General features: G+C 67.5%; 21 protein-coding genes, 1 tRNA gene and 1 pseudogene. 14 read left to right on the forward strand and 9 right to left on the reverse strand.

The window, feature by feature from the left end; all coding sequences use genetic code 11:
- Positions 1 to 844 precede the first annotated feature (844 nt).
- Positions 845 to 1,057 (forward strand): hypothetical protein, encoded by a 213-nt coding sequence (locus ACYQ1K_RS16590; protein WP_459984227.1) that lies wholly within the window; start codon positions 845 to 847, stop codon positions 1,055 to 1,057.
- A 543-nt stretch (positions 1,058 to 1,600) separates the two neighbouring features.
- Positions 1,601 to 2,032, forward strand: a complete 432-nt coding sequence (locus ACYQ1K_RS16595; protein ID WP_459984228.1) for an STAS domain-containing protein — start codon at positions 1,601 to 1,603, stop codon at positions 2,030 to 2,032.
- A 293-nt stretch (positions 2,033 to 2,325) separates the two neighbouring features.
- On the opposite strand, the gene ACYQ1K_RS16600 is transcribed toward ACYQ1K_RS16595, so the two are convergent.
- The 3 genes and pseudogenes from ACYQ1K_RS16600 to ACYQ1K_RS16610 form a co-directional block, all read right to left on the reverse strand.
- A complete protein-coding gene (locus ACYQ1K_RS16600; protein ID WP_459984229.1) occupies positions 2,326 to 2,655 on the reverse strand; it encodes an STAS domain-containing protein in 330 nt (109 codons plus the stop codon).
- A 744-nt stretch (positions 2,656 to 3,399) separates the two neighbouring features.
- Positions 3,400 to 3,522, reverse strand: coding sequence for a hypothetical protein (locus ACYQ1K_RS16605; RefSeq protein ID WP_459984230.1), 123 nt, complete (start codon positions 3,520 to 3,522; stop codon positions 3,400 to 3,402).
- Positions 3,523 to 3,565: 43 nt separating this feature from the next.
- A pseudogene (locus tag ACYQ1K_RS16610) lies at positions 3,566 to 3,640 on the reverse strand (hypothetical protein); the annotation flags it as partial.
- A gap of 634 nt (positions 3,641 to 4,274) precedes the next feature.
- On the opposite strand from ACYQ1K_RS16610, the gene ACYQ1K_RS16615 reads away from it, so the two are divergent.
- Positions 4,275 to 4,883 (forward strand): flavodoxin family protein, encoded by a 609-nt coding sequence (locus ACYQ1K_RS16615; RefSeq protein ID WP_459984231.1) that lies wholly within the window; start codon positions 4,275 to 4,277, stop codon positions 4,881 to 4,883.
- Positions 4,884 to 4,896: 13 nt separating this feature from the next.
- Here ACYQ1K_RS16615 and ACYQ1K_RS16620 read toward each other — a convergent pair whose 3' ends face one another.
- Positions 4,897 to 5,115 (reverse strand): DUF7218 family protein, encoded by a 219-nt coding sequence (locus tag ACYQ1K_RS16620; RefSeq protein ID WP_459984232.1) that lies wholly within the window; start codon positions 5,113 to 5,115, stop codon positions 4,897 to 4,899.
- Between the two features lie 1,289 nt (positions 5,116 to 6,404).
- Between ACYQ1K_RS16620 and ACYQ1K_RS16625 the strand changes: the two genes are divergently transcribed.
- From ACYQ1K_RS16625 to istB, 6 genes are all read left to right on the forward strand, one after another.
- The gene (locus ACYQ1K_RS16625) at positions 6,405 to 6,608 is read left to right on the forward strand and encodes a hypothetical protein (RefSeq protein ID WP_459984233.1); all 204 of its coding nucleotides are present in this window, start codon (positions 6,405 to 6,407) and stop codon (positions 6,606 to 6,608) included.
- Between the two features lie 415 nt (positions 6,609 to 7,023).
- Positions 7,024 to 7,245, forward strand: a complete 222-nt coding sequence (locus tag ACYQ1K_RS16630) for a hypothetical protein (RefSeq protein WP_459984234.1) — start codon at positions 7,024 to 7,026, stop codon at positions 7,243 to 7,245.
- Positions 7,246 to 7,327: 82 nt separating this feature from the next.
- Entirely contained in the window at positions 7,328 to 7,501 is a 174-nt protein-coding gene (locus tag ACYQ1K_RS16635) for a hypothetical protein (protein ID WP_459984235.1), read from the forward strand.
- 120 nt (positions 7,502 to 7,621) lie between these two features.
- Entirely contained in the window at positions 7,622 to 8,620 is a 999-nt protein-coding gene (locus ACYQ1K_RS16640; protein WP_459984236.1) for a transposase, read from the forward strand.
- The gene (locus ACYQ1K_RS16645) at positions 8,580 to 8,984 is read left to right on the forward strand and encodes a Mu transposase domain-containing protein (protein ID WP_459984349.1); all 405 of its coding nucleotides are present in this window, start codon (positions 8,580 to 8,582) and stop codon (positions 8,982 to 8,984) included. Before ACYQ1K_RS16640 ends, ACYQ1K_RS16645 begins: the two co-directional genes overlap by 41 nt.
- On the forward strand, positions 8,981 to 9,823 hold the full coding sequence (gene istB, locus ACYQ1K_RS16650; RefSeq protein ID WP_459984237.1) for an IS21-like element helper ATPase IstB: 843 nt from the start codon (positions 8,981 to 8,983) through the stop codon (positions 9,821 to 9,823). Before ACYQ1K_RS16645 ends, istB begins: the two co-directional genes overlap by 4 nt.
- 322 nt (positions 9,824 to 10,145) lie before the next feature.
- Here the strand turns inward: istB and ACYQ1K_RS16655 are convergent, their stop codons facing one another.
- Positions 10,146 to 10,937 (reverse strand): hypothetical protein, encoded by a 792-nt coding sequence (locus ACYQ1K_RS16655; RefSeq protein ID WP_459984238.1) that lies wholly within the window; start codon positions 10,935 to 10,937, stop codon positions 10,146 to 10,148.
- 437 nt (positions 10,938 to 11,374) lie between these two features.
- On the opposite strand from ACYQ1K_RS16655, the gene ACYQ1K_RS16660 reads away from it, so the two are divergent.
- The 3 genes from ACYQ1K_RS16660 to ACYQ1K_RS16670 all read left to right on the forward strand — a co-directional run bounded on the left by ACYQ1K_RS16660 (position 11,375) and on the right by ACYQ1K_RS16670 (position 13,814).
- A complete protein-coding gene (locus tag ACYQ1K_RS16660; protein ID WP_459984239.1) occupies positions 11,375 to 11,986 on the forward strand; it encodes a hypothetical protein in 612 nt (203 codons plus the stop codon).
- Positions 11,987 to 12,105: 119 nt separating this feature from the next.
- Positions 12,106 to 12,333 (forward strand): helix-turn-helix transcriptional regulator, encoded by a 228-nt coding sequence (locus tag ACYQ1K_RS16665; protein ID WP_459984240.1) that lies wholly within the window; start codon positions 12,106 to 12,108, stop codon positions 12,331 to 12,333.
- Positions 12,330 to 13,814, forward strand: a complete 1,485-nt coding sequence (locus ACYQ1K_RS16670) for a tyrosine-type recombinase/integrase (protein ID WP_459984241.1) — start codon at positions 12,330 to 12,332, stop codon at positions 13,812 to 13,814. Before ACYQ1K_RS16665 ends, ACYQ1K_RS16670 begins: the two co-directional genes overlap by 4 nt.
- A 254-nt stretch (positions 13,815 to 14,068) precedes the next feature.
- Here the strand turns inward: ACYQ1K_RS16670 and ACYQ1K_RS16675 are convergent.
- Positions 14,069 to 14,149: transfer RNA gene (locus ACYQ1K_RS16675), tRNA-Tyr, on the reverse strand.
- Positions 14,150 to 14,242: 93 nt separating this feature from the next.
- Between ACYQ1K_RS16675 and ACYQ1K_RS16680 the strand changes: the two genes are divergently transcribed.
- The gene (locus ACYQ1K_RS16680) at positions 14,243 to 14,734 is read left to right on the forward strand and encodes a YajQ family cyclic di-GMP-binding protein (protein ID WP_459984242.1); all 492 of its coding nucleotides are present in this window, start codon (positions 14,243 to 14,245) and stop codon (positions 14,732 to 14,734) included.
- 11 nt (positions 14,735 to 14,745) lie between these two features.
- Here ACYQ1K_RS16680 and ACYQ1K_RS16685 read toward each other — a convergent pair whose 3' ends face one another.
- Positions 14,746 to 15,111 carry a DUF5615 family PIN-like protein gene (locus ACYQ1K_RS16685; protein WP_459984243.1) on the reverse strand — a complete coding sequence of 122 codons (366 nt, stop codon included), beginning with the start codon at positions 15,109 to 15,111 and terminating at the stop codon, positions 14,746 to 14,748.
- Positions 15,108 to 15,338, reverse strand: coding sequence for a DUF433 domain-containing protein (locus ACYQ1K_RS16690; RefSeq protein ID WP_459984244.1), 231 nt, complete (start codon positions 15,336 to 15,338; stop codon positions 15,108 to 15,110). The genes ACYQ1K_RS16685 and ACYQ1K_RS16690 overlap by 4 nt, the downstream gene beginning before the upstream one ends.
- A gap of 173 nt (positions 15,339 to 15,511) precedes the next feature.
- Here ACYQ1K_RS16690 and ACYQ1K_RS16695 point away from each other — a divergent pair, with 173 nt between their 5' ends.
- A complete protein-coding gene (locus ACYQ1K_RS16695; protein WP_459984245.1) occupies positions 15,512 to 15,970 on the forward strand; it encodes an RrF2 family transcriptional regulator in 459 nt (152 codons plus the stop codon).
- A 97-nt stretch (positions 15,971 to 16,067) separates the two neighbouring features.
- On the opposite strand, the gene ACYQ1K_RS16700 is transcribed toward ACYQ1K_RS16695, so the two are convergent.
- Positions 16,068 to 17,024: a sulfate/molybdate ABC transporter ATP-binding protein gene (locus ACYQ1K_RS16700; protein WP_459984246.1), complete on the reverse strand. Its 957-nt coding sequence runs from the start codon at positions 17,022 to 17,024 to the stop codon at positions 16,068 to 16,070.
- Between the last annotated feature and the right edge of the window lies 1 nt (position 17,025).

Genomic DNA, 17,025 nt, shown 5'->3' on the forward strand with positions numbered 1-17,025 from the left:
TCTCTCGTTCTTCAATGGAGACCCCTGCGTGGTGATGGGACGACTAGGCATCGCCACCGTCACCACGCAGGGCCCCCACGGGCTGCTGCGACACGCGAAGAACGAGGGGCGGGGACTTCTATCTGGCCATCACCGGGGACCGGCATGGCCACCAGCGGGGACCGCTACCTGGCCACCAGTGGGGACTTTTTCATGGCCACGGACAGGCCCCACAGGGCGGATCACGGAGAACCCACGATCTAAAGCGCCCGAGGTCGCATCGCAAGGGTTTCGTGCCCCCGCAAGGGGGGAACTCAAGGGATAAGAGCGGGGCTCGCGCATCCAAGCGAACCGGATTGCGAAGGCCCGAGACCCTTCGAACGGTCGCTTCCCCGCAACATAGAACCGCCCCGGACCGACAGCCGGGGCGGTTCGTTGTGTCGCGCGAGAGGAGGCAAACGTCAGGTCGTAGCCGTTCGCCGCCGAGAGCTCAGTTGGGGGGTCGAGTATGGCTGGCATCTTGGATTTGTTCACGAGAGATAGCTCCTCGCGCGGGGAGCCTCCGTGACGCAGACCCCACTCCTGCGCTGCCAGGCCGAGATGGACCGTCGCGACAATTGACCGAGTGCGACGGCCCCGGGCGGCATCGATCCCCGGATCTGCTCTTGGGTCAATGCCACAAGCAGTCGCGAGTCGTTCGCTGCGAGGGCGCGTCTTTCCTTCCGGGTACGACCTGCTGCATGGCCCCGATGCCCGTGGAGCGGCATTGCGCGAGAGACGGTGCGTGTCGAGCAGTCTAGCTGACGGTGCGCGTCGAACAACCCTCATGGGGCGAACCACGTCCCCGTCCGGAGGAGGGAACCAGATGAAGCGCGTTGCTGTATCAGCCTGCATCGCCGCTCTTGGCACGCTCGCCCTGGCCGCACCAGCCAACGCTGAGCCGCGCGAAGCTGCTTGCTTCGGGCAGGTACACAAGTCGGTCAACTACGGAGGCCTTCCCTGGTTCAGCAATGTCGGCGAACTCGTCAAGGCGCTCGGCGGTCAGGGCAAGAACGCGGCCGCGAGGACTCTTTGCTAGTTCCGTAACGTCTAGCGGCGCGAGCGGCGCGGCTCGATCTCCCCCCTGAGCCGCCGACCGCTCTCGCCCGGTGCCGTGCGCGTCGCCGCGCCATCGACGGAGACTACCCGGCTGTCGACTTCCGGCTGTTGAAGATCGGCTGGTGCGCGTCGTGTCGGCACCGCCGTCGTGCGCGGAGCTGCCTGGCGCTGACCTGTCACCCATTGACCTAGCCGGTTAACGCGACGCCGGCGGCGGCGGATGAGTTCGTCAGGATGAGCTGCTCCTGATCCACCACCGCCGCCGGCTAGTCGATGTGGGCTGGGTGCTGTGCCACGGCTGTGCCACAGGGTGATCGGGTGGTCCGCCGCAGGTGGCGACCGGACCTGCTCACCGCGCTGGTATTCAGGTCCGGCACCGCAGGGCCCGCTCCCGGCTGGATACCGTGCCTTGGCGAAAGGTCGACGAGCGTTGTCGGCGTCATGCCAAGCGTGGGAAAATATGCAGCGCTACGCTCCGGCGCTCCGGCGCTCCGGCGCGGGCGGAGGGCGGAGGTGTGCGCTGATGGTGGAGGGTGCAGACGAGTCACGCCGCCTCCAGCGCGGTCTTCGCCTTGACGTTCGCCGCTACCCTGACGGTCTCGTCCTTGCCATTACCGGCGAGCTCGACATCGCCGAGGCGGGCGTGATGCGCGAGGTCTTCGAAGGCCTCAGCCAGGAACGACTTTCTCACCTCATTGTCGACCTCACCGACCTTACCTTCACCGATTCCACGGGACTTGGAGTACTCATCCGGGCACACAAGATGGTTGAACCGGCCGGTACCAAGCTCACCGTTGTCTGTCCACCCGGCCGCATCCGCAGGTTGTTCGCGCTTACCCACCTCATCAAGGTCCTCCACGTCGTCGACACGCTCGAGGAGGCACGGGCCGTCCAGGAGGAGCCCGCCACGAGCACGCCCGTCACAGCAGCTCCGACCTCCGAGGTCGCGACCTGAGCCTCACTTACTTCTTGCCTCCCCGTCGCACATCGCGGTGGCCTCACCGTCGACCCTGGGTGCCGCTGATCAGTACACCGGCTGCGGCGAGAGCGAGAGCCGCAAGGACCGAGAACCAGGAAAGGTCGAGTACGAGCGACCACGCCACGCAGGCGAGGCCGAGGATGGTGCCCTTCCCCGGCGTCGCGGCTCGATGATGCAGGTGCCCCGCAGCATCGCTCACTTGATTCGGCGAAAGTAAAGAAGATGCCCGCGGTGGGGCGCCGTGTCGCTACGCCTGAGGGGGTGGGATCTCACTCAAGTTCGAGGAGATGTTCGAGTCCTGCAAAGCGGAGCAGCCGCGCCGCAGGTGTGTCCCTGCCACATCGAACGGTGAGCGGGATCTCTCGCGCCGCGAGATGCTTGCGTACGCCGACCAGGCACGCCACACCAGAGGAGTCGAGGAAGGACAGTTGCTCGACATGGAGCACCAGCCGGGCCACTCCCCTCCTCGCCGCTTCGTCGACGGCGGCACGCAGCACTGCCGTTGTGGTCACATCCAGCTCGCCGCTGACCGCGACGACCGTCTGCGACCCCTCAATCGTCGTCACGACCGCCAGCCCCGGTGAGGTCGATGCGTTCACGCGCGCTCCTCGTCCTCCGCGGCCCTCCCGGTGCCGCCGGCAAGATCGCACCTCAGGCCGTTCTCTTACCCGCACCGGGGCGTTCGGTCGAGTATGTTACTCATGTTGGGCAAGAAAAACGGTGCTGCCAAACGCGGCCGGTGCAGAACGTGGGTGCAGGCGGTCCGCCGCGTCCAACGTCCCCCCATCCAGTTGGAACATGCAGACCGCCCGCCAAAGTAAAATCGCGTACTGGCAGCGGGGTGCGCATCACCCGTACGGACAATCCTGCGGAAGTCCGGTCACCGCGTAGCGCGGCGTGCGGGTGACGCTGGGTCTACCGGTCTACCGGTGCCAGTCCACGACGAGGTGCTCGACAAGGTCGCTGTATGGCGGTTCGATGTCAAGCGTCAGGATCGTGCACCGGCTGAACAATGACCCCTGCACCGCGGCCCGGATCGCTCGGTTCCGGCCGCGGCCCCCGGGAACGACGAGCCGCGGTCCGCGCATCAACTGCGCCTGCATCGCGGGGTCGGCGCCGGTGCGTGCCTGTGCCGGTCGTGCAGTGCCCTCCAGATGTGGTCAGGGCTCGTCGTTCGTCTCCGAGAAACTGAGAGAACCAGGCGCGGTCGAGTCTGCTTCACCACCGTCGATGTGAGGCGGTCGGGCTTCGATCAGGCTTCGATCGGCTTCGATGGCGTGTTTCTCGGTGCTGCCCTGCACGGCGTCTTGAGCGCTCCCGATCTCGATGCGATGGGCTTGGGCCTACTCGTCACGGGCACGACCAGCCGCGGCACCGCGGCGTCGCAGGAAGCCTCGATGTTGCTCGATGTCGAGGCTGGCACCCAACATCAGCTGCCGGCTGAACGCGCCGTACGGCCCGCTCACTGGCCAGCACCTTCCCGTCGCCGTGACCAGGGACGCGCCCGGCGCGGACGGTGAGCACGTTGCGCTCGACATCCAGGTCGATCGTCTCCTCGGCGACCCCAGGCAGATCGAACTCGATCTCGACCGATCCCCTTCGCGCCCGGCGTCCATCGGCATCACCGCGGGACCGCTCGTGGTACCGAGCACGTGCTGAGTCAGGCGGTCGAAGTAACGGAACGGATCTGCGGTGCGCAGCAACAACGCGTGCTCCTGATTCGGCTTCGGGTGGGCCGCTCGATCCACGATCTCTATCGTTCGCGACAAAGTTCTTGTAACGGGCAGGCCGATGAAGTCAAGCTCCGCCGCAAGGTTCCTCGACGGTCAAGCGTGCAGCCGTCCCGCCGCGCTCGAAGCCGGCGGGTTAAGTCGTCACCATGTCAACGGGGGCGCCCAAGAGGCACGCTCATTGAGGTTGTGTCGTCTGAGCCAAGGCGAGCACATCCCCGAGTCCGCCGTTCCCCAGGCACGCTGCCAGGTTGCGTCAGTTCGCCGCTAGGGGGCGCAGTCAACTTCCCCTGAGCCGAATAGCGAGCAGCCCTGCAACGGCCTTTCGGTCGACGGGTGACGTGGCCATTGAAGCGGGCGGGACTGTCGTCGCCCGACGACTGCGAGCCCACATACGGGTCTACGTGGCGACAGGCCCAGGCGACCGGTCACCCGGAAAGGGAGGTCTCAGCCCGGCATGTCACTCCGCGTCAGGGGCACCGGCGCGCATGACCAATCTGCGCGCTCTCGTCCTCGTGTGCACCCTCAAGCCGTCACCGGCGGAGTCGAGCTCGTCCTTGCTGGGCACGCAACTGCTGGGCGAACTTGAGCGCCACGGCGTCACGGGGGAGGTCGTCCGCGTCGTCGACCACCACATCAAGTTCGGCGTCAGCACCGACGAAGGCGAGGGGGATGAATGGCCGATGCTGCGCCAGAAGATGCTGAGCAGCGACATCCTCGTCCTGGCCAGCCCCATCTGGCTCGGCCAACCCTCGTCGGTCGCCAAGGTGGTGCTCGAGCGACTCGATGCCGAGCTCTCCGAGACCGACGAGGAGGGCCGCATGTCAACCTACGGCAAGGTGGCCGCTGTCGCCGTGGTCGGCAACGAGGACGGCGCCCACCACGTTGCGGCCGAGGTCCAGCAGGCCCTCAACGAGGTCGGGTTCACGCTGCCCGCCAGCGCCGTGACCTATTGGGTCGGTGAGGCGCTGGGCAGTGTCGACTACCAGGACGTGACGCCTGAGCCGGAGCAGACGGCCTCGATGACGAGGACGGCCGCTGCCAACACCGCCCACCTCGCCCGGCTGCTCAAGGACTCGGCCTATCCGCCGGCGTAAGGGCGAGCAGCCGTCAGGAGTGGCTGGCCTTGCCGCCCTTGCGGCCGGCCTTCTTCTTCTGCGCGGTGGTGCCGCCCTGGCTGCTGTCGCCGCCCTTCCCGGACTGCTGGCCACCGTGCTTGGAGGCGTCCGGTGAGTTCGCAATCTTGGCGGCGCGCTGCTTGGACATGCCCTTGTCCTTGAGCGCTTCGTACTGCTTCTCGTTCTTCACGTTCGATGACTTGCCCGGCATCGGAACCTCCTCGGATGGCGTATTCGTCGGTACCCCACGCTGCCGTCGTGATACCGGCGGCACCTGGATCAGACCGCGCCTGAATAGGGCCTCGCCCCGCGAGCGCGGGGCGTGCACGACGTCGACCGCCCGGGTCTGGTCGCCCCCTCCACTGAACGGACCCGTGCCCGCCCAAGCACCCGGCTCTGGAGAGACGTTCAGCACGACGACTGCGCGTAGCAGCGGTCCGGCCCGCGATTCGGCCGCCGTCGCCCCAGTCGCAGGGGGACCGCCGTGCCGTCGACCTGCCAGCGGCCGGAACTGCTCCTGTCGTAGCCGTCAGACTCGTGGCGCGCGAGCCAAAGTCCGGGAGCGTTCCCATTCCATCAAATGGAGTGATCACGCTTTCAACCATGGTTGTGATCGTCGTCACACTCCGATAGGAACATCCCGACGAGGCGTTCGGGGATCTGTCCCTTACGCAGCGGATCGTTCTCCGAACGCCTCGCCTCACCCGGTAAGCGACCTTCTCCCCGGCAGGCTGGCCGGCATGACTCGCCGGCCGGCAGACAGAGAGCCGGCACGACGTCCACAAAGCTGTGGAGGCAAAGTGAGCGAGAGAATGACAGCGACGGCGAATGTAGTTGCCCCGACCAACGGGGTCCTCGACGCGACGGAACGAACCGCAAGCACCACGACCGACGCTGGAAACCGGTGTAGCAGCCAGTGGCGATACGCCTCGGGGATCGAGGCAGCGCGGGCCCTCAACGCCCGTGTGAACAGCCACTAAAACCCGGCGGGATGCGCACTCGCCTCATCGCCGGTCTGCGTACGCGCCGTCAGCCGTCAGCCGTCAGCCGTCAGCCGTCAGCCGTCAGCCGTCAGCATGATCCAGGCCTCCGAGACCAGCGACGTCAGTGGGCGGTGGACCGCCGGCCCTTGGGAGATCCCGCTGGCGACACGGAGGCATAGGAGGATGAGAGCTGGCCGAAGTCGTTCGCCGTTTCCGGACCTCTTGAACGCCTTCTGGATCGGATGATCATTCGAGTTCGTGCCCGCCGGGGCCGACAGCCCCTGCCGTGAGACCGGCGGTCGGCCGTGTGCGTCACATCGCCGGGGATGTCCTGCTCGCCGCCCTGGGTGTGGGGTGCTCCGCCGACGGCGTGAGCAAGGATCGGCTACCTGCTCGCGGACGATTCGTTCGTCACGCAGGACGAGATCATGGAGGCCGCCGCCGAGTACGAGGCCCATGTGAACTCCTGACTGGAATCAGCCACTTCAACCGTCAGGCTCGGTCCACACTGGGGCGCGTGACTGATCCGGCCTGTCAGGCAGTCCCGAAGGACGAGGCTGCCACGACCTCGGACGGGGCGCAGCCCGCCCCGGTAGGCCCTGAGGGCATCCTCTTCATCCCCGGCGCTCAGTTCCAGATCCGCGATCTCACGTTCACCTTCGACAACAACGGCGACCTGGCATCCACATCGATGCGCCCGATGATCGCCTGGGACATCTGACGGCTGTGGCTCCGCGTCGGGATCGAGCACGAGGTGGCGGCGCGACGGTATTGGGCCGACCTGCTGGCCGCTGACGGCCCCGACAACGACGAGCTCGGCGGGGCGCTGCTCGAGGAGGACACCCGCGCGGGCATGGTCGCCATGGCTGCGGCGGCCTTCACGCTCGAGGCCTTCGCCCGGTCGGCGGCGACGAAGGCCGGGCTGCCGCACGGGATCGGGACTCGCTCGGGCGCGCGGCGCGGATCGCCGAGACACTCAAGCAGTGCTTCGCGATCCCCGAGGCCCAGTTTGGGCCGTGGCGCACGGGGCTCAAGCAGATCTTCTGGGCGCGGAACGAGGCGGTCGACTCCGACGCGGGATTCCAGGACCCGCTGCCGCACCCGGCCGTCCGGGCTGGGTGCCCCGGCCTGCGCACGTGTTTCGGTTCGAGAACGCGAGCTCGGCGGTCGAGGGTGCCCTCGGGACGGCGCTCGCACTGAGCCAGATCCCGCGCGAGCGGCACGGCAAGGCCTTCCGCGAAGCGATCGCGCAGTGGAGGCCGATGGCCGAGGAACTGCGCGACTTCCGGCAAGGGCTCGTCCCGAGCCCAGCTCCGAGTCCGCCGGCCCAGTCGAGCGGACCGATACTGACTGATTGACCGGACCACGACACGCTTGAGAGCATGACTCGCCCCGACGCGAGATAGGCCAGGCTCCCGGGTCCTACGCCGACCCGGCACCGTGCCGCGCAGGCTGCTCAACCTCGAGTCCGCGGGCGCCGAGGTCGCCGTCTCGCGGGTGACCGCTTGGACGTGGGCGCGGGACGGCCGACTCGGGGCGGTCTGCCAAGGGCGGCGGGTGTTCGTCACCGCGTCGAGCGTGGCCGGGGCAGCCGAGGTGACGGCGCTCATCTGAACTTCCCCAGTTCTGCTCACTGAAATTCCCCACCTCGTGGCTCCGCTGGAAGCGGCGGGGCTCCTTCGAAGATGGCGGTCTCTGACCACACGCCGTCTATCGAAGGAGCCCTCGCTTCCCATGTTGACACGGGAGGAAGACATCGACGCTCACGCGTTGCGCCGGCAGGGCTGGACGATCTCTGCGATCGCTCGGCACCTGGGCCGGGACAGGAAGACCATCCGCACCTACCTGGCCGGTGCGCGGGTCGCCGGCGTGCGCCAGCCTGCCGAGGACGATCCGTTCGAGCCGTTCCTCGACTACGTCCGCGAACGGCTCCGTGAGGACCCGCACCTGTGGGCGGTGACCTTGTTCGACGAGGTCACCGGACTCGGCTATGACCGGTCGTATCCGACGTTTACCCGCCAGATCCGCAGCCGGGGTCTGCGGCCGCACTGCGAGCCCTGCTCGGCGACCAAGGGCCGCGCAGCAGCGGTCATCGAGCACCCGGCCGGTGAGGAGACCCAGTGGGACTGGGTCGAGCTCCCCGACCCGCCCGCGCACTGGGGGTGGGGCAAGACCGCCCACCTGCTCGTCGGCGCGCTGGCGCACTCGGGCAGATGGCGCGGCACGCTCGCGGCGGCTGAGGACCAGGCCCAGTTGATCGACGCACTGGACAAGACGACCCGCAAACTCGGCGGGCTGACCAGGCAGTGGCGCTTCGACCGGATGACCACGGTGTGCCACCCCGAGTCGGGGAAGGTGACCGCGACGTTCGCCGGGGTCGCGAAGTACTACGGCGTGTCGGTGGCGATCTGTCCACCGCGACGCGGGAACCGCAAGGGCGTGGTGGAGAAGTCCAACCACACCGCCGCCCAACGCTGGTGGCGCACCCTGCCCAACGAGGTCACCATCGAGCAGGCCCAGGCGTCGCTGGACAAGTGGTGCGCCCCAGCGCGGGGACGCCCGACTCCGGGCCGCCGGGCCGGGCGGGAAGGCCAGCGTGCTGACCATCGCCGAACGAGAGCCCCTGGCGCCGGTCCCGGCAACGCCGTTCCCCGCGACCATCGCCGAGGAACGCCTCGTCTCGGCCCAAGCGCTGGTCGCCTGGCGGGGGAACTTCTACTCCGTGCCACCTGAGCTGGCCCGCGCCACGGTCACCGTGTCCCAACGACTCGGCACCCAGCATGTCGACATCGCCACCAGCAGCGGGATCGTGATCGCTCGACACCAGCTCGCTCCCGACGGGGCCGGGGTGATGGTCCGCGACCACGGCCACGTGATCGCCCTCGAGCACCTCGTCCTCGCCGGCCACGACACCTCCCGCCCACACCGACGCAAGGAACGCATCCCACCTGGCCCCGCGGCCCGCGCAGCCGCCGAGCAGCTGCGTGCGCGCCAGCAACCCGACGCCGTCACCGCCGTCACCGTCGTCAGCGACGACGTGGTCATCGACTTGTCCAAGTACGACCGAGCAGCAACCGGAAGGAACACCCTCACATGACCAACACCACGATCGCCGCGCTGATGGACACACCGATGACGGGGACCCAGGCCAGCCTCTACCAGCAGCTACGCGGCCACCTCGCCGCGCTAAAGCTCACCGCCGCGGCCGAGCACCTCCCCTCCGTGCTGGCCCAAGCAGAAGCCGAGCAGTGGTCGATGACCGCGACTCTGGAGCACCTCCTCGGACGGGAGGTCGAGGCCACCGAGGCCCGCAAGCTGGCCGGCCGACTGCGGTTCGCCTCTCTTCCGACACCAGCGACCCTGGCCGAGTTCGACTTCGACGCCGCCCCCGGCATCGACCGCAAGCTCCTCGACGAGCTGGCCACCTGCCGCTACCTCGAATCCGCGACCAACGTGCTCCTCATCGGTCCACCCGGGGTCGGCAAGACACACCTCGCGGTCGGGCTCGGCAGGGCTGCGGCCGAAGCCGGCTACCGCACCTACTTCACCACCGCCGCCGACCTCGCCGCCAAGTGCCACCGCGCCGCGATCGAAGGCCGGTGGGCCACCACCATGCGGTTCTTCGCCGGTCCCACGCTCCTCGTCATCGATGAGCTTGGCTACCTCCCGCTGCCCGGCGAGGCCGCCTCCGCGCTGTTCCAGGTCGTCTCCCAGCGCTACCTCAAGACCAGCATCGTGCTGACCACCAACCGCGCCGTCGCCTCCTGGGGCGAGGTCTTGGGCGACACCACCGTCGCCGCGGCCATGCTCGACCGGCTCCTGCACCGCTCCGTCGTACTCAACCTCGACGGCGACTCCTACCGCCTCCGCAATCACCACGCCAAGAACGACACGCTCCGACACGCCGCGACCGGCACCCGCCGACCGCTACAGTGACCACCGCCCAGGGTGAGGACTTTCGATGAGCATCACTGGGGAATTTCGACGAGCGCCATCAGAGGCTCTGGGCCGACCTACGCGGCCGACCTGCACGGTCTGGCGGCTAGTGCGGCGTCGAATGCGGCAACCGTCGCTATCGCAGAAACCCACTGGGTCTCGTCAAGTGTCTTGGCCCCACTGATCGGCACGAATGTCGGCCCCGGACGGGTGACCGCTGCTGGCCGGCGTTGTTGGCACGTGAGGTGTGCGGCGTGCTGGTGGGCGGCGTCGATCGGCGCCCCAACATCGGCGGATGCGATGCGGCTGCGCCTCCACCCATCTACCAAGGGTGCACTGGCGCGCTGGGTTTGTGCCTCCGAGGCCGACCAGCAGCCCAGGGTGGCTGTCGACTCGGGAGGCCAAGGGTCTGAGACCAGTATGTCCACAAGCTCTGCTGCCCCTGGTGCCAAGCGGCGCTCTCCTCGGCAGTGAACTCGCGCCTGGTGTCTGCACCCTCGGGCAAGAAGTCGGCGCGATGCAGCGGCGCTGCTTTGGCGACGATAAGCGTACTAGCACTCGGTGCGAGCGCGGTGATAACCCGTGCGTCTGCCCAGGCTCCGATACCTCTTCGGCGCGCTTGCGGATCGAGTTCGGTCTCGTCCATGACGAGGATCTCGTCCACGTATTCGTCTTCGATGACCTCGAGAACCTCCTCGATGAACATGTCGGGTGAATTGACGTCAAGCATGGGGCACACGGTAGATGCCAGCCCTTGGGAGATTGCGTCAGCGGCCTCGAAGAGGCCCCAACCGGTCTCGACCTTCTCGGCGCCAGGCGTCCGCGGCTGGTTGCCGAACCGGATGGCGTGCGCGGAGATGCGGCCCAGCGGAAGGATGAGTTCGTCCTCATCAAGCACCGCCTCGCTTCCGCGCCAGCCACGCGTGGTCGCGTCCGGCGCGCGCTCGATGAAGTGGTCATCGCCCTCAGCGATGCCGTCCTCGTCCCGTCGATACGCCAGATGCCGCTGATGAGGCCGTCCCAGCTCTGCCAGCCAAACTCCTCCATCTGGCTCCACACGCTGCTGTGCAACTTCGTTCGCAGCTCGACGCGCAGCCCGTCCGGCCGACGCCACGACGGCTGACTGACGCGCTGGCCGTCCCCATCAAACGGGGCGGTAGAGGTCATGTCTGGACGGTAGCGGCAACCTACGACTCACCGCCGCGACCGCGTCGGATTGCCGCCGTGGGCGGGCTGCGGACTGAGCGGTGGACTCGCCGACGACAATAACGGGGACCATCATCGTCATAACGGCTCTCTTCCTCTATCAGCACTAGTGCCAGATTGGCGCCTTCTCGTGGACTGGGCTCCGGGAACACCGCCAGCACCTTCTGGTGACGTCGCCCCGTTGCCCACACCTACCGACAACCACGGCAGTTATCCACAGGGCAGCGGCAGGACCCACCAAAGTTCGCCGTCTGTGGATAGATGGCCATCGGGCCACACCGACCAACACCGTCCGAGAACCAGCGAGCCGACCCAACCGCTCAACACACATCCCAGAGGACCGCGATGCCCAGCACCGCTCGCACCGACCTCACCTGGCGCCGTCTTGGCGAGACGGTGGCGCTTCTCCACCGCGCCGCGGAGCTTCGCGCCGCCTGCCGAGAGCTCACTCACACCGGCGACCACCTCGTCGCGACGGACGCGATCGCAGGCCGGATCGACCTGGGCACCACCACCCTGTCCGCCGGAGCGATGGAGACCGCCGTCGACATCGCCGAGTCAGCAAAGGTCCCCCTCGTTGACGGACAGACCCTGACCGGCCCGGCTCGCCGACTCGACGCCCGCCTCAAAGGCGAGGCGGATGAGCTCCGAGCCGCCGGCCACCTCCCCACCGATGACGAGGTTCATGTCGCGATCGGCGACAAGCTCCACAACCGCACCATCATCATCCCCGAACCGCTCCTGAGCGCCATCCGCTCATCCGCGACTACCGCCGCCCTGGCCGCCAGCACCGCCGCAGCAGCACTCGGACACGCCGAGCAACCCCGAGTCCATCCAACGCCCGACCCCAGCCCCGAGCAGAGCCGCCCAACCCCCGGCGCCCACCGACCGACCCCACCGATCCCCGGCATGGCGCCGAGCATCGACGCCGGCATGCAAGCAGGACGTGCGCAATGACGAGCACCAACGACACAGGCGCAACCGGCGCCACCCAGATGGGCACGAGCAGGCCGGGACTGCCGTCTGGTTTGCGACCACGTCCGTGACAACCGTCGCCAGCCGACGAGGAGGACCAGATGACCACGTACCCCCATGTTGAGCAGCCGATCATCCCGCCGCGGGCGACCCGCGCGCATTTGAGTGTCTCCGACTTGTGTGAGGAGCTCGGCATTGCTCGCTCGACGTTTTACGACTGGCGGGCGGCCCACAAGGCGCCTCGCTGCATCAAGCTGCCCAACGGGGCCCTCCGCATCCGCCGCCGAGACCTCGATGAGTGGCTTGAGGGCCGAGAGGAACCTGCATGACGTCCGACCTCGGGCAGACGGCCAGCGGCCACGGCCCGACCAGCTACGACGTCCGGATCTGGAACATCCTGTCCTACAGGGGTGTCAAGCGAACAACGTACGTAGTGCGCTGGACAGTGAGCGGCGAACAATTTCGCCGCACATTCGGAACCAGGAAGCTTGCCGACTCGTTCCGCACAGACCTGGCCACTGCTACCAAAGAGGGCAAGCCGTTCGAGCTCGCAAGTGGTCTCCCCCAACAACTAAAGCATGAGCGTCGCCCGGTCTCCTGGCTCGAGTTCGCGATGGCATTCGCGAAGTCGAAGTGGCCAGAGGCCTCACCGTCGCACCGCCGCGGCATCGCGGAAACGCTCACCGACGTAACGATCGAGCTGACCGGTCAGCTCACCTCGATGCCGCTGCCGACTGCGGACGACCTGACACTCGACCGGCAGCCGAAGAGCAGCCGAACCGAGCACCTTCGGCGCGCCCTCTATCGGCACGCCTTCACGATTCATCCGCTACCGCCCCAGTCCTATGAGCAGCGCCTCCTGACGTGGGCGATCAAGCACTCGATGCCGATCACCGGCCTGACCGAACCCTCCGTCCTCCGACGGATCAACGCGAGGTTCGGCACGCTCCTCGATGGCAAGCCCGCGTCACCGTCGACGTTCGCCCGCAAGCGGGCGATCTTCCACGGCGCCCTAGAATACGGTGTCGAGGAGCGAGTCCTCGACACCAACCCACTGGACGCCGTGAGGCTGTCACGACCCAAGACCAAGGAGGTCGTCGATCGGGGCGTCGTCGCCAACGCCGATCAGGCCGACGCGCTCCTCGCCCAGGTGAGGTCCATACGGCCCGAACTCGAGGCGTTCTTCGCCTGCATCTACTACGCCGGCCTCAGACCTGCGGAGGCGAAGAACCTCAGCGAGCATGACCTGACATTGCCCGCACGGGGCTGGGGCCAGATTCTGCTGTCGGGATCACAGCAGAGTTCCCACGTCCGGTGGACCGATGACGGCAATCCCCGTCAGCAGCGACAACTGAAGCACCGCGCAGTGCACGAAACGCGTCGAGTCCCGGCACATCCGAACCTCGTCGCGATCCTGCGGCACCACATCGCGACGTACCCTCCCGGTGCAGAGGGCCGCCTGTTCGTGGCCAGGACGGGGCGAGGGGGCGTCGTCCTCGCGCCCCCGCACCGGGACCTGATTGGCCACAACACGATCTACCGGGCCTGGGACGCGGCGCGTCGGGCCGCACTGCCCCTGGCCCAGTACCAGAGCCCGCTGGCACGACGGCCCTACGATTTGCGTCACGCCTGTCTCTCGACCTGGCTCAACGGCGGCGTGCCGCCAACCCAGGTCGCCGAATGGGCCGGACACTCGGTCCAGGTGCTCCTGCGCATCTACGCCAAGTGCATCGACGGGCAAGAGGTGATCGCCATGGAGATCATCGAACGGGCTGTCCCGCCGAAGCCGCAACCACCGCGGCACGAGTAGGACCCATGCTCACCCTCGCCGCCGCAGACCGGGCTGGACTGCGTGACAGGAATACTGCTGTGCTCCCCGAGGCGTTCAGCGCACCGCCTCGGCGAGGATCGGTGTCGACGTGGCGTGGACGCTAGCAGCGCAAATTTCGACGCGTATTCGACGCAGACACCCGTACCAAGCCGGATCCAGCCGGACGAAACCAACAACACAAGAAGGGCCTGTGACTTGCGTTTCCGCAGGTCACAGGCCCTTTCGCCGTTCCGTGGCGGGTGAAGGATTCGAACCTTCGAAGCTTTCGCGACGGATTTACAGTCCGCTCCCATTGGCCGCTCGGGCAACCCGCCTGGGACGTCACCCCGGGGTTGGACCCGGCGCAACAGGACGGAACAATAGCGCAGGCAGCACGACTCGAGAAAAACGCGGAAGAGGGACGTCCCATGGCCGACAGCTCGTTCGACATCGTCAGCAAGATCGACCGTCAGGAGGTCGACAACGCGCTCAGCCAGACGGCGCGTGAGGTGAGCCAGCGCTTCGACTTCAAGGGCACCGGTGCCACGATCGAGTGGAAGGGCGAGGCCGCCATCGAGATCTCGGCCTCCGCCGACGACCGCGCGAACGCCGTGCTCAGCGTGTTCCAGGACAAGCTGATCAAGCGCCAGCAGTCGCTCAAGATCCTCGACGCCTCCGAGCCGCGCCAGTCCGGCCAGACCTCGAAGATCTCGATCACGCTGAAGGAGGGCATCACCTCCGAGAACGCGAAGAAGATCACCAAGCTGCTCCGCGACGAGGGCCCCAAGAGCGTGAAGGCCCAGATCCAGGGCGACGAGCTGCGGGTCTCCTCCAAGAGCCGCGACGACCTGCAGGCCGTCCAGCAGCTGGTCAAGGAGCAGGACTACGACTTCGCGGTGCAGTTCGTGAACTACCGCTGAGGGCCGTTGGGTCAGCGCAGCGGAAGTCGACGAACCCAGATCCGGTCGTCCGCAAAGACCACGACCGCTCCGGCCTCGAGGTCCGCTGCGACCTCGCCCAGGTTGGCAAGGAGCATGGCCGCTCGATGCTCGGGACTTCGGTTTCCCTGCCGGAACAGGACGAAGCTCGGCACGCTCGCTCCCGATCGAGCCAGGATCTCGCCGAAGTCGGTGCCTGCTGAGACCAGGATCCGACCTTCATCGCGCGCCAACGCCAGGACCTCGCTGTCGACGTGGCCCTGCAGTCCTCGATCTTCAACGTGGATAGCGTCGTGGCCGTCGGTCGCCAACTGCGGCATGATCCTGGCACTGATGCATTCGTCGATCAGGAACCTCAAGCCGGAGTCCGAAGTGGGAGCTGACGCTCTGAAACGGCTGCGGCCGCGAAGGCGAGGGAAGCGCGAACGTCCTCGGTCGCCAGTTGGGGATAGTCTGCGAGGACCTCCTCAACGGAGTACCCCTCCGCGATCAGCCCGACGATCGTGGCGACCGGAATCCTGGTGCCGCGGATGCACGGCACGCCGCCCATGATGCGGTGATCAGCGAAAATGCGATCCTCGGTCATGGAGCCAGTGTAGGACCCGCGACCGACACCCCGTGCCGATCGACGGTGCGCTTCGAATGCCCAACAGTGAGGTCACCCCAGCCCCACAAGGTCGTCGGTCATCAAGAGTCGCAATGGCGTCACAGTCGGGTGAGTCGACCATTTCACTCGACTCGTCTGAGACACTATGTCGCGTGCGAGTCTCTGCGAAGTCCGACTACGCCCTCCGGGCGCTCATCGAGATGGCCGCGCGCGAGGATGGCCGCGCCGTCAGCGCCGAGGAGCTGGGCCGCCTCCAGGACATCCCCCACGGCTTCCTCCAGGCGATCCTCGCGGACCTGCGCAAGGCGGGCATCGTCATCTCCCAGCGCGGGCAGTCGGGTGGGTGGCGGCTGGCACGTACGCCGGACGCCGTCTCTGTGGCTGACGTGATCCGTGCCGTCGACGGACCGCTGGTGTCGGTCTACGGTCTCCGGCCCGAGGCGGTCACCTACAACGACCGTGCCGACGTCCTCCAGCACGTCTGGATCGCGGCCCGCGACTCGCTGCGCGAGGTGTTCGAGTTCGTCTCGATCGCCTCGCTGGCCTCGCGAGAGCTCCCCGAGACCGTCACGAAGCGGACCGCCTCCGAGGACGCCTGGCAGCCCCACTGAGCGGTGAACGGTCGCAGATGACCGCGGGCGTGTCCGCGAGTTGTCACATCTCGCCGACCCGCCCGCGGTCATCTGCGACCGTTCACCATCCCGGAGGTCAGACCGTCGTCGCTCCCGGAGCGGCGTTCAGCCAGACGGTGAGACCTTCGGACAGACCCAGCGACCGAGCATGCGTGCGCGTCATCTCGACCGCGACCTCCTCGCCGGCGTCGGTCAGGATGGTGAGCCGCACCTCGAAGCCGACGCGCAGCATCCGCGAGATCGTCCCCTCCACCGACTCGTGCGACACCGGAGAGGTCCGCACCTCCACGTCGTGCGGCCGCAGCAGGACACCCCCGAGCCGGGTCACCTCGCCCAGGAAGCCCATGACGAAGTCGTTGGCGGGGGCGTCGTACAACGTGTCGGGCGCCCCGACCTGCTCCACCCGGCCCTGGTTGATGACGACGATCTCGTCGGCGACCTCGAGGGCCTCCTCCTGGTCGTGGGTGACGAAGACGGTCGTCACGTGGACCTCGTCGTGCAGCCGGCGCAGCCAGTCGCGCAGCTCCTTGCGCACCTTGGCGTCCAGGGCGCCGAACGGCTCGTCGAGCAGCAACACGGACGGCTCGACGGCCAGAGCACGCGCCAGCGCCATGCGCTGGCGCTGTCCGCCCGAGAGCTGCGACGGCATCCGGTGGGCGAACTGCGAGAGGTGCACGAGCTCGAGCAGCTCGCCGACGCGCTTCTTCACCTCCGCCTTCGGGCGGTGCCGGATCTCGAGGCCGAAGGCGACGTTCTTCGCCACCGACATGTGCTTGAAGACGGCGTAGTGCTGGAAGACGAAGCCGACGTTGCGCTTCTGCGGCGGGAGCTTCGTGGCGTCCGTGCCCTCGATCGACACGGCGCCGGAGTCGGCGGAGTCCAGACCGGCGATGACCCGCAGCAGGGTCGACTTGCCGCCACCCGAGGGCCCCAGCAGGGCGGTCAGCTGACCGGTGGGGATGTTGACGGAGACGTTGTCGAGGGCGACGAAGTCGCCGTACGTCTTCGTGACGTTCGAGACGGAGATGCTCATG

The organism is Nocardioides sp. AN3 (assembly GCF_054653495.1).

Coding starts and splice junctions, on each gene's coding strand:
- ACYQ1K_RS16620 (WP_459984232.1), bottom strand. CDS start 5,115: ATGCCGGGCAAGTCATCGAACGTGAAGAACGAGAAGCAGTACGAAGCG.
- ACYQ1K_RS16615 (WP_459984231.1), top strand. CDS start 4,275: ATGACCAATCTGCGCGCTCTCGTCCTCGTGTGCACCCTCAAGCCGTCA.
- ACYQ1K_RS16680 (WP_459984242.1), top strand. CDS start 14,243: ATGGCCGACAGCTCGTTCGACATCGTCAGCAAGATCGACCGTCAGGAG.
- ACYQ1K_RS16595 (WP_459984228.1), top strand. CDS start 1,601: ATGGTGGAGGGTGCAGACGAGTCACGCCGCCTCCAGCGCGGTCTTCGC.
- ACYQ1K_RS16665 (WP_459984240.1), top strand. CDS start 12,106: ATGACCACGTACCCCCATGTTGAGCAGCCGATCATCCCGCCGCGGGCG.
- ACYQ1K_RS16700 (WP_459984246.1), bottom strand. CDS start 17,024: ATGAGCATCTCCGTCTCGAACGTCACGAAGACGTACGGCGACTTCGTC.
- ACYQ1K_RS16690 (WP_459984244.1), bottom strand. CDS start 15,338: ATGACCGAGGATCGCATTTTCGCTGATCACCGCATCATGGGCGGCGTG.
- ACYQ1K_RS16640 (WP_459984236.1), top strand. CDS start 7,622: ATGTTGACACGGGAGGAAGACATCGACGCTCACGCGTTGCGCCGGCAG.
- istB (WP_459984237.1), top strand. CDS start 8,981: ATGACCAACACCACGATCGCCGCGCTGATGGACACACCGATGACGGGG.
- ACYQ1K_RS16660 (WP_459984239.1), top strand. CDS start 11,375: ATGCCCAGCACCGCTCGCACCGACCTCACCTGGCGCCGTCTTGGCGAG.
- ACYQ1K_RS16590 (WP_459984227.1), top strand. CDS start 845: ATGAAGCGCGTTGCTGTATCAGCCTGCATCGCCGCTCTTGGCACGCTC.
- ACYQ1K_RS16670 (WP_459984241.1), top strand. CDS start 12,330: ATGACGTCCGACCTCGGGCAGACGGCCAGCGGCCACGGCCCGACCAGC.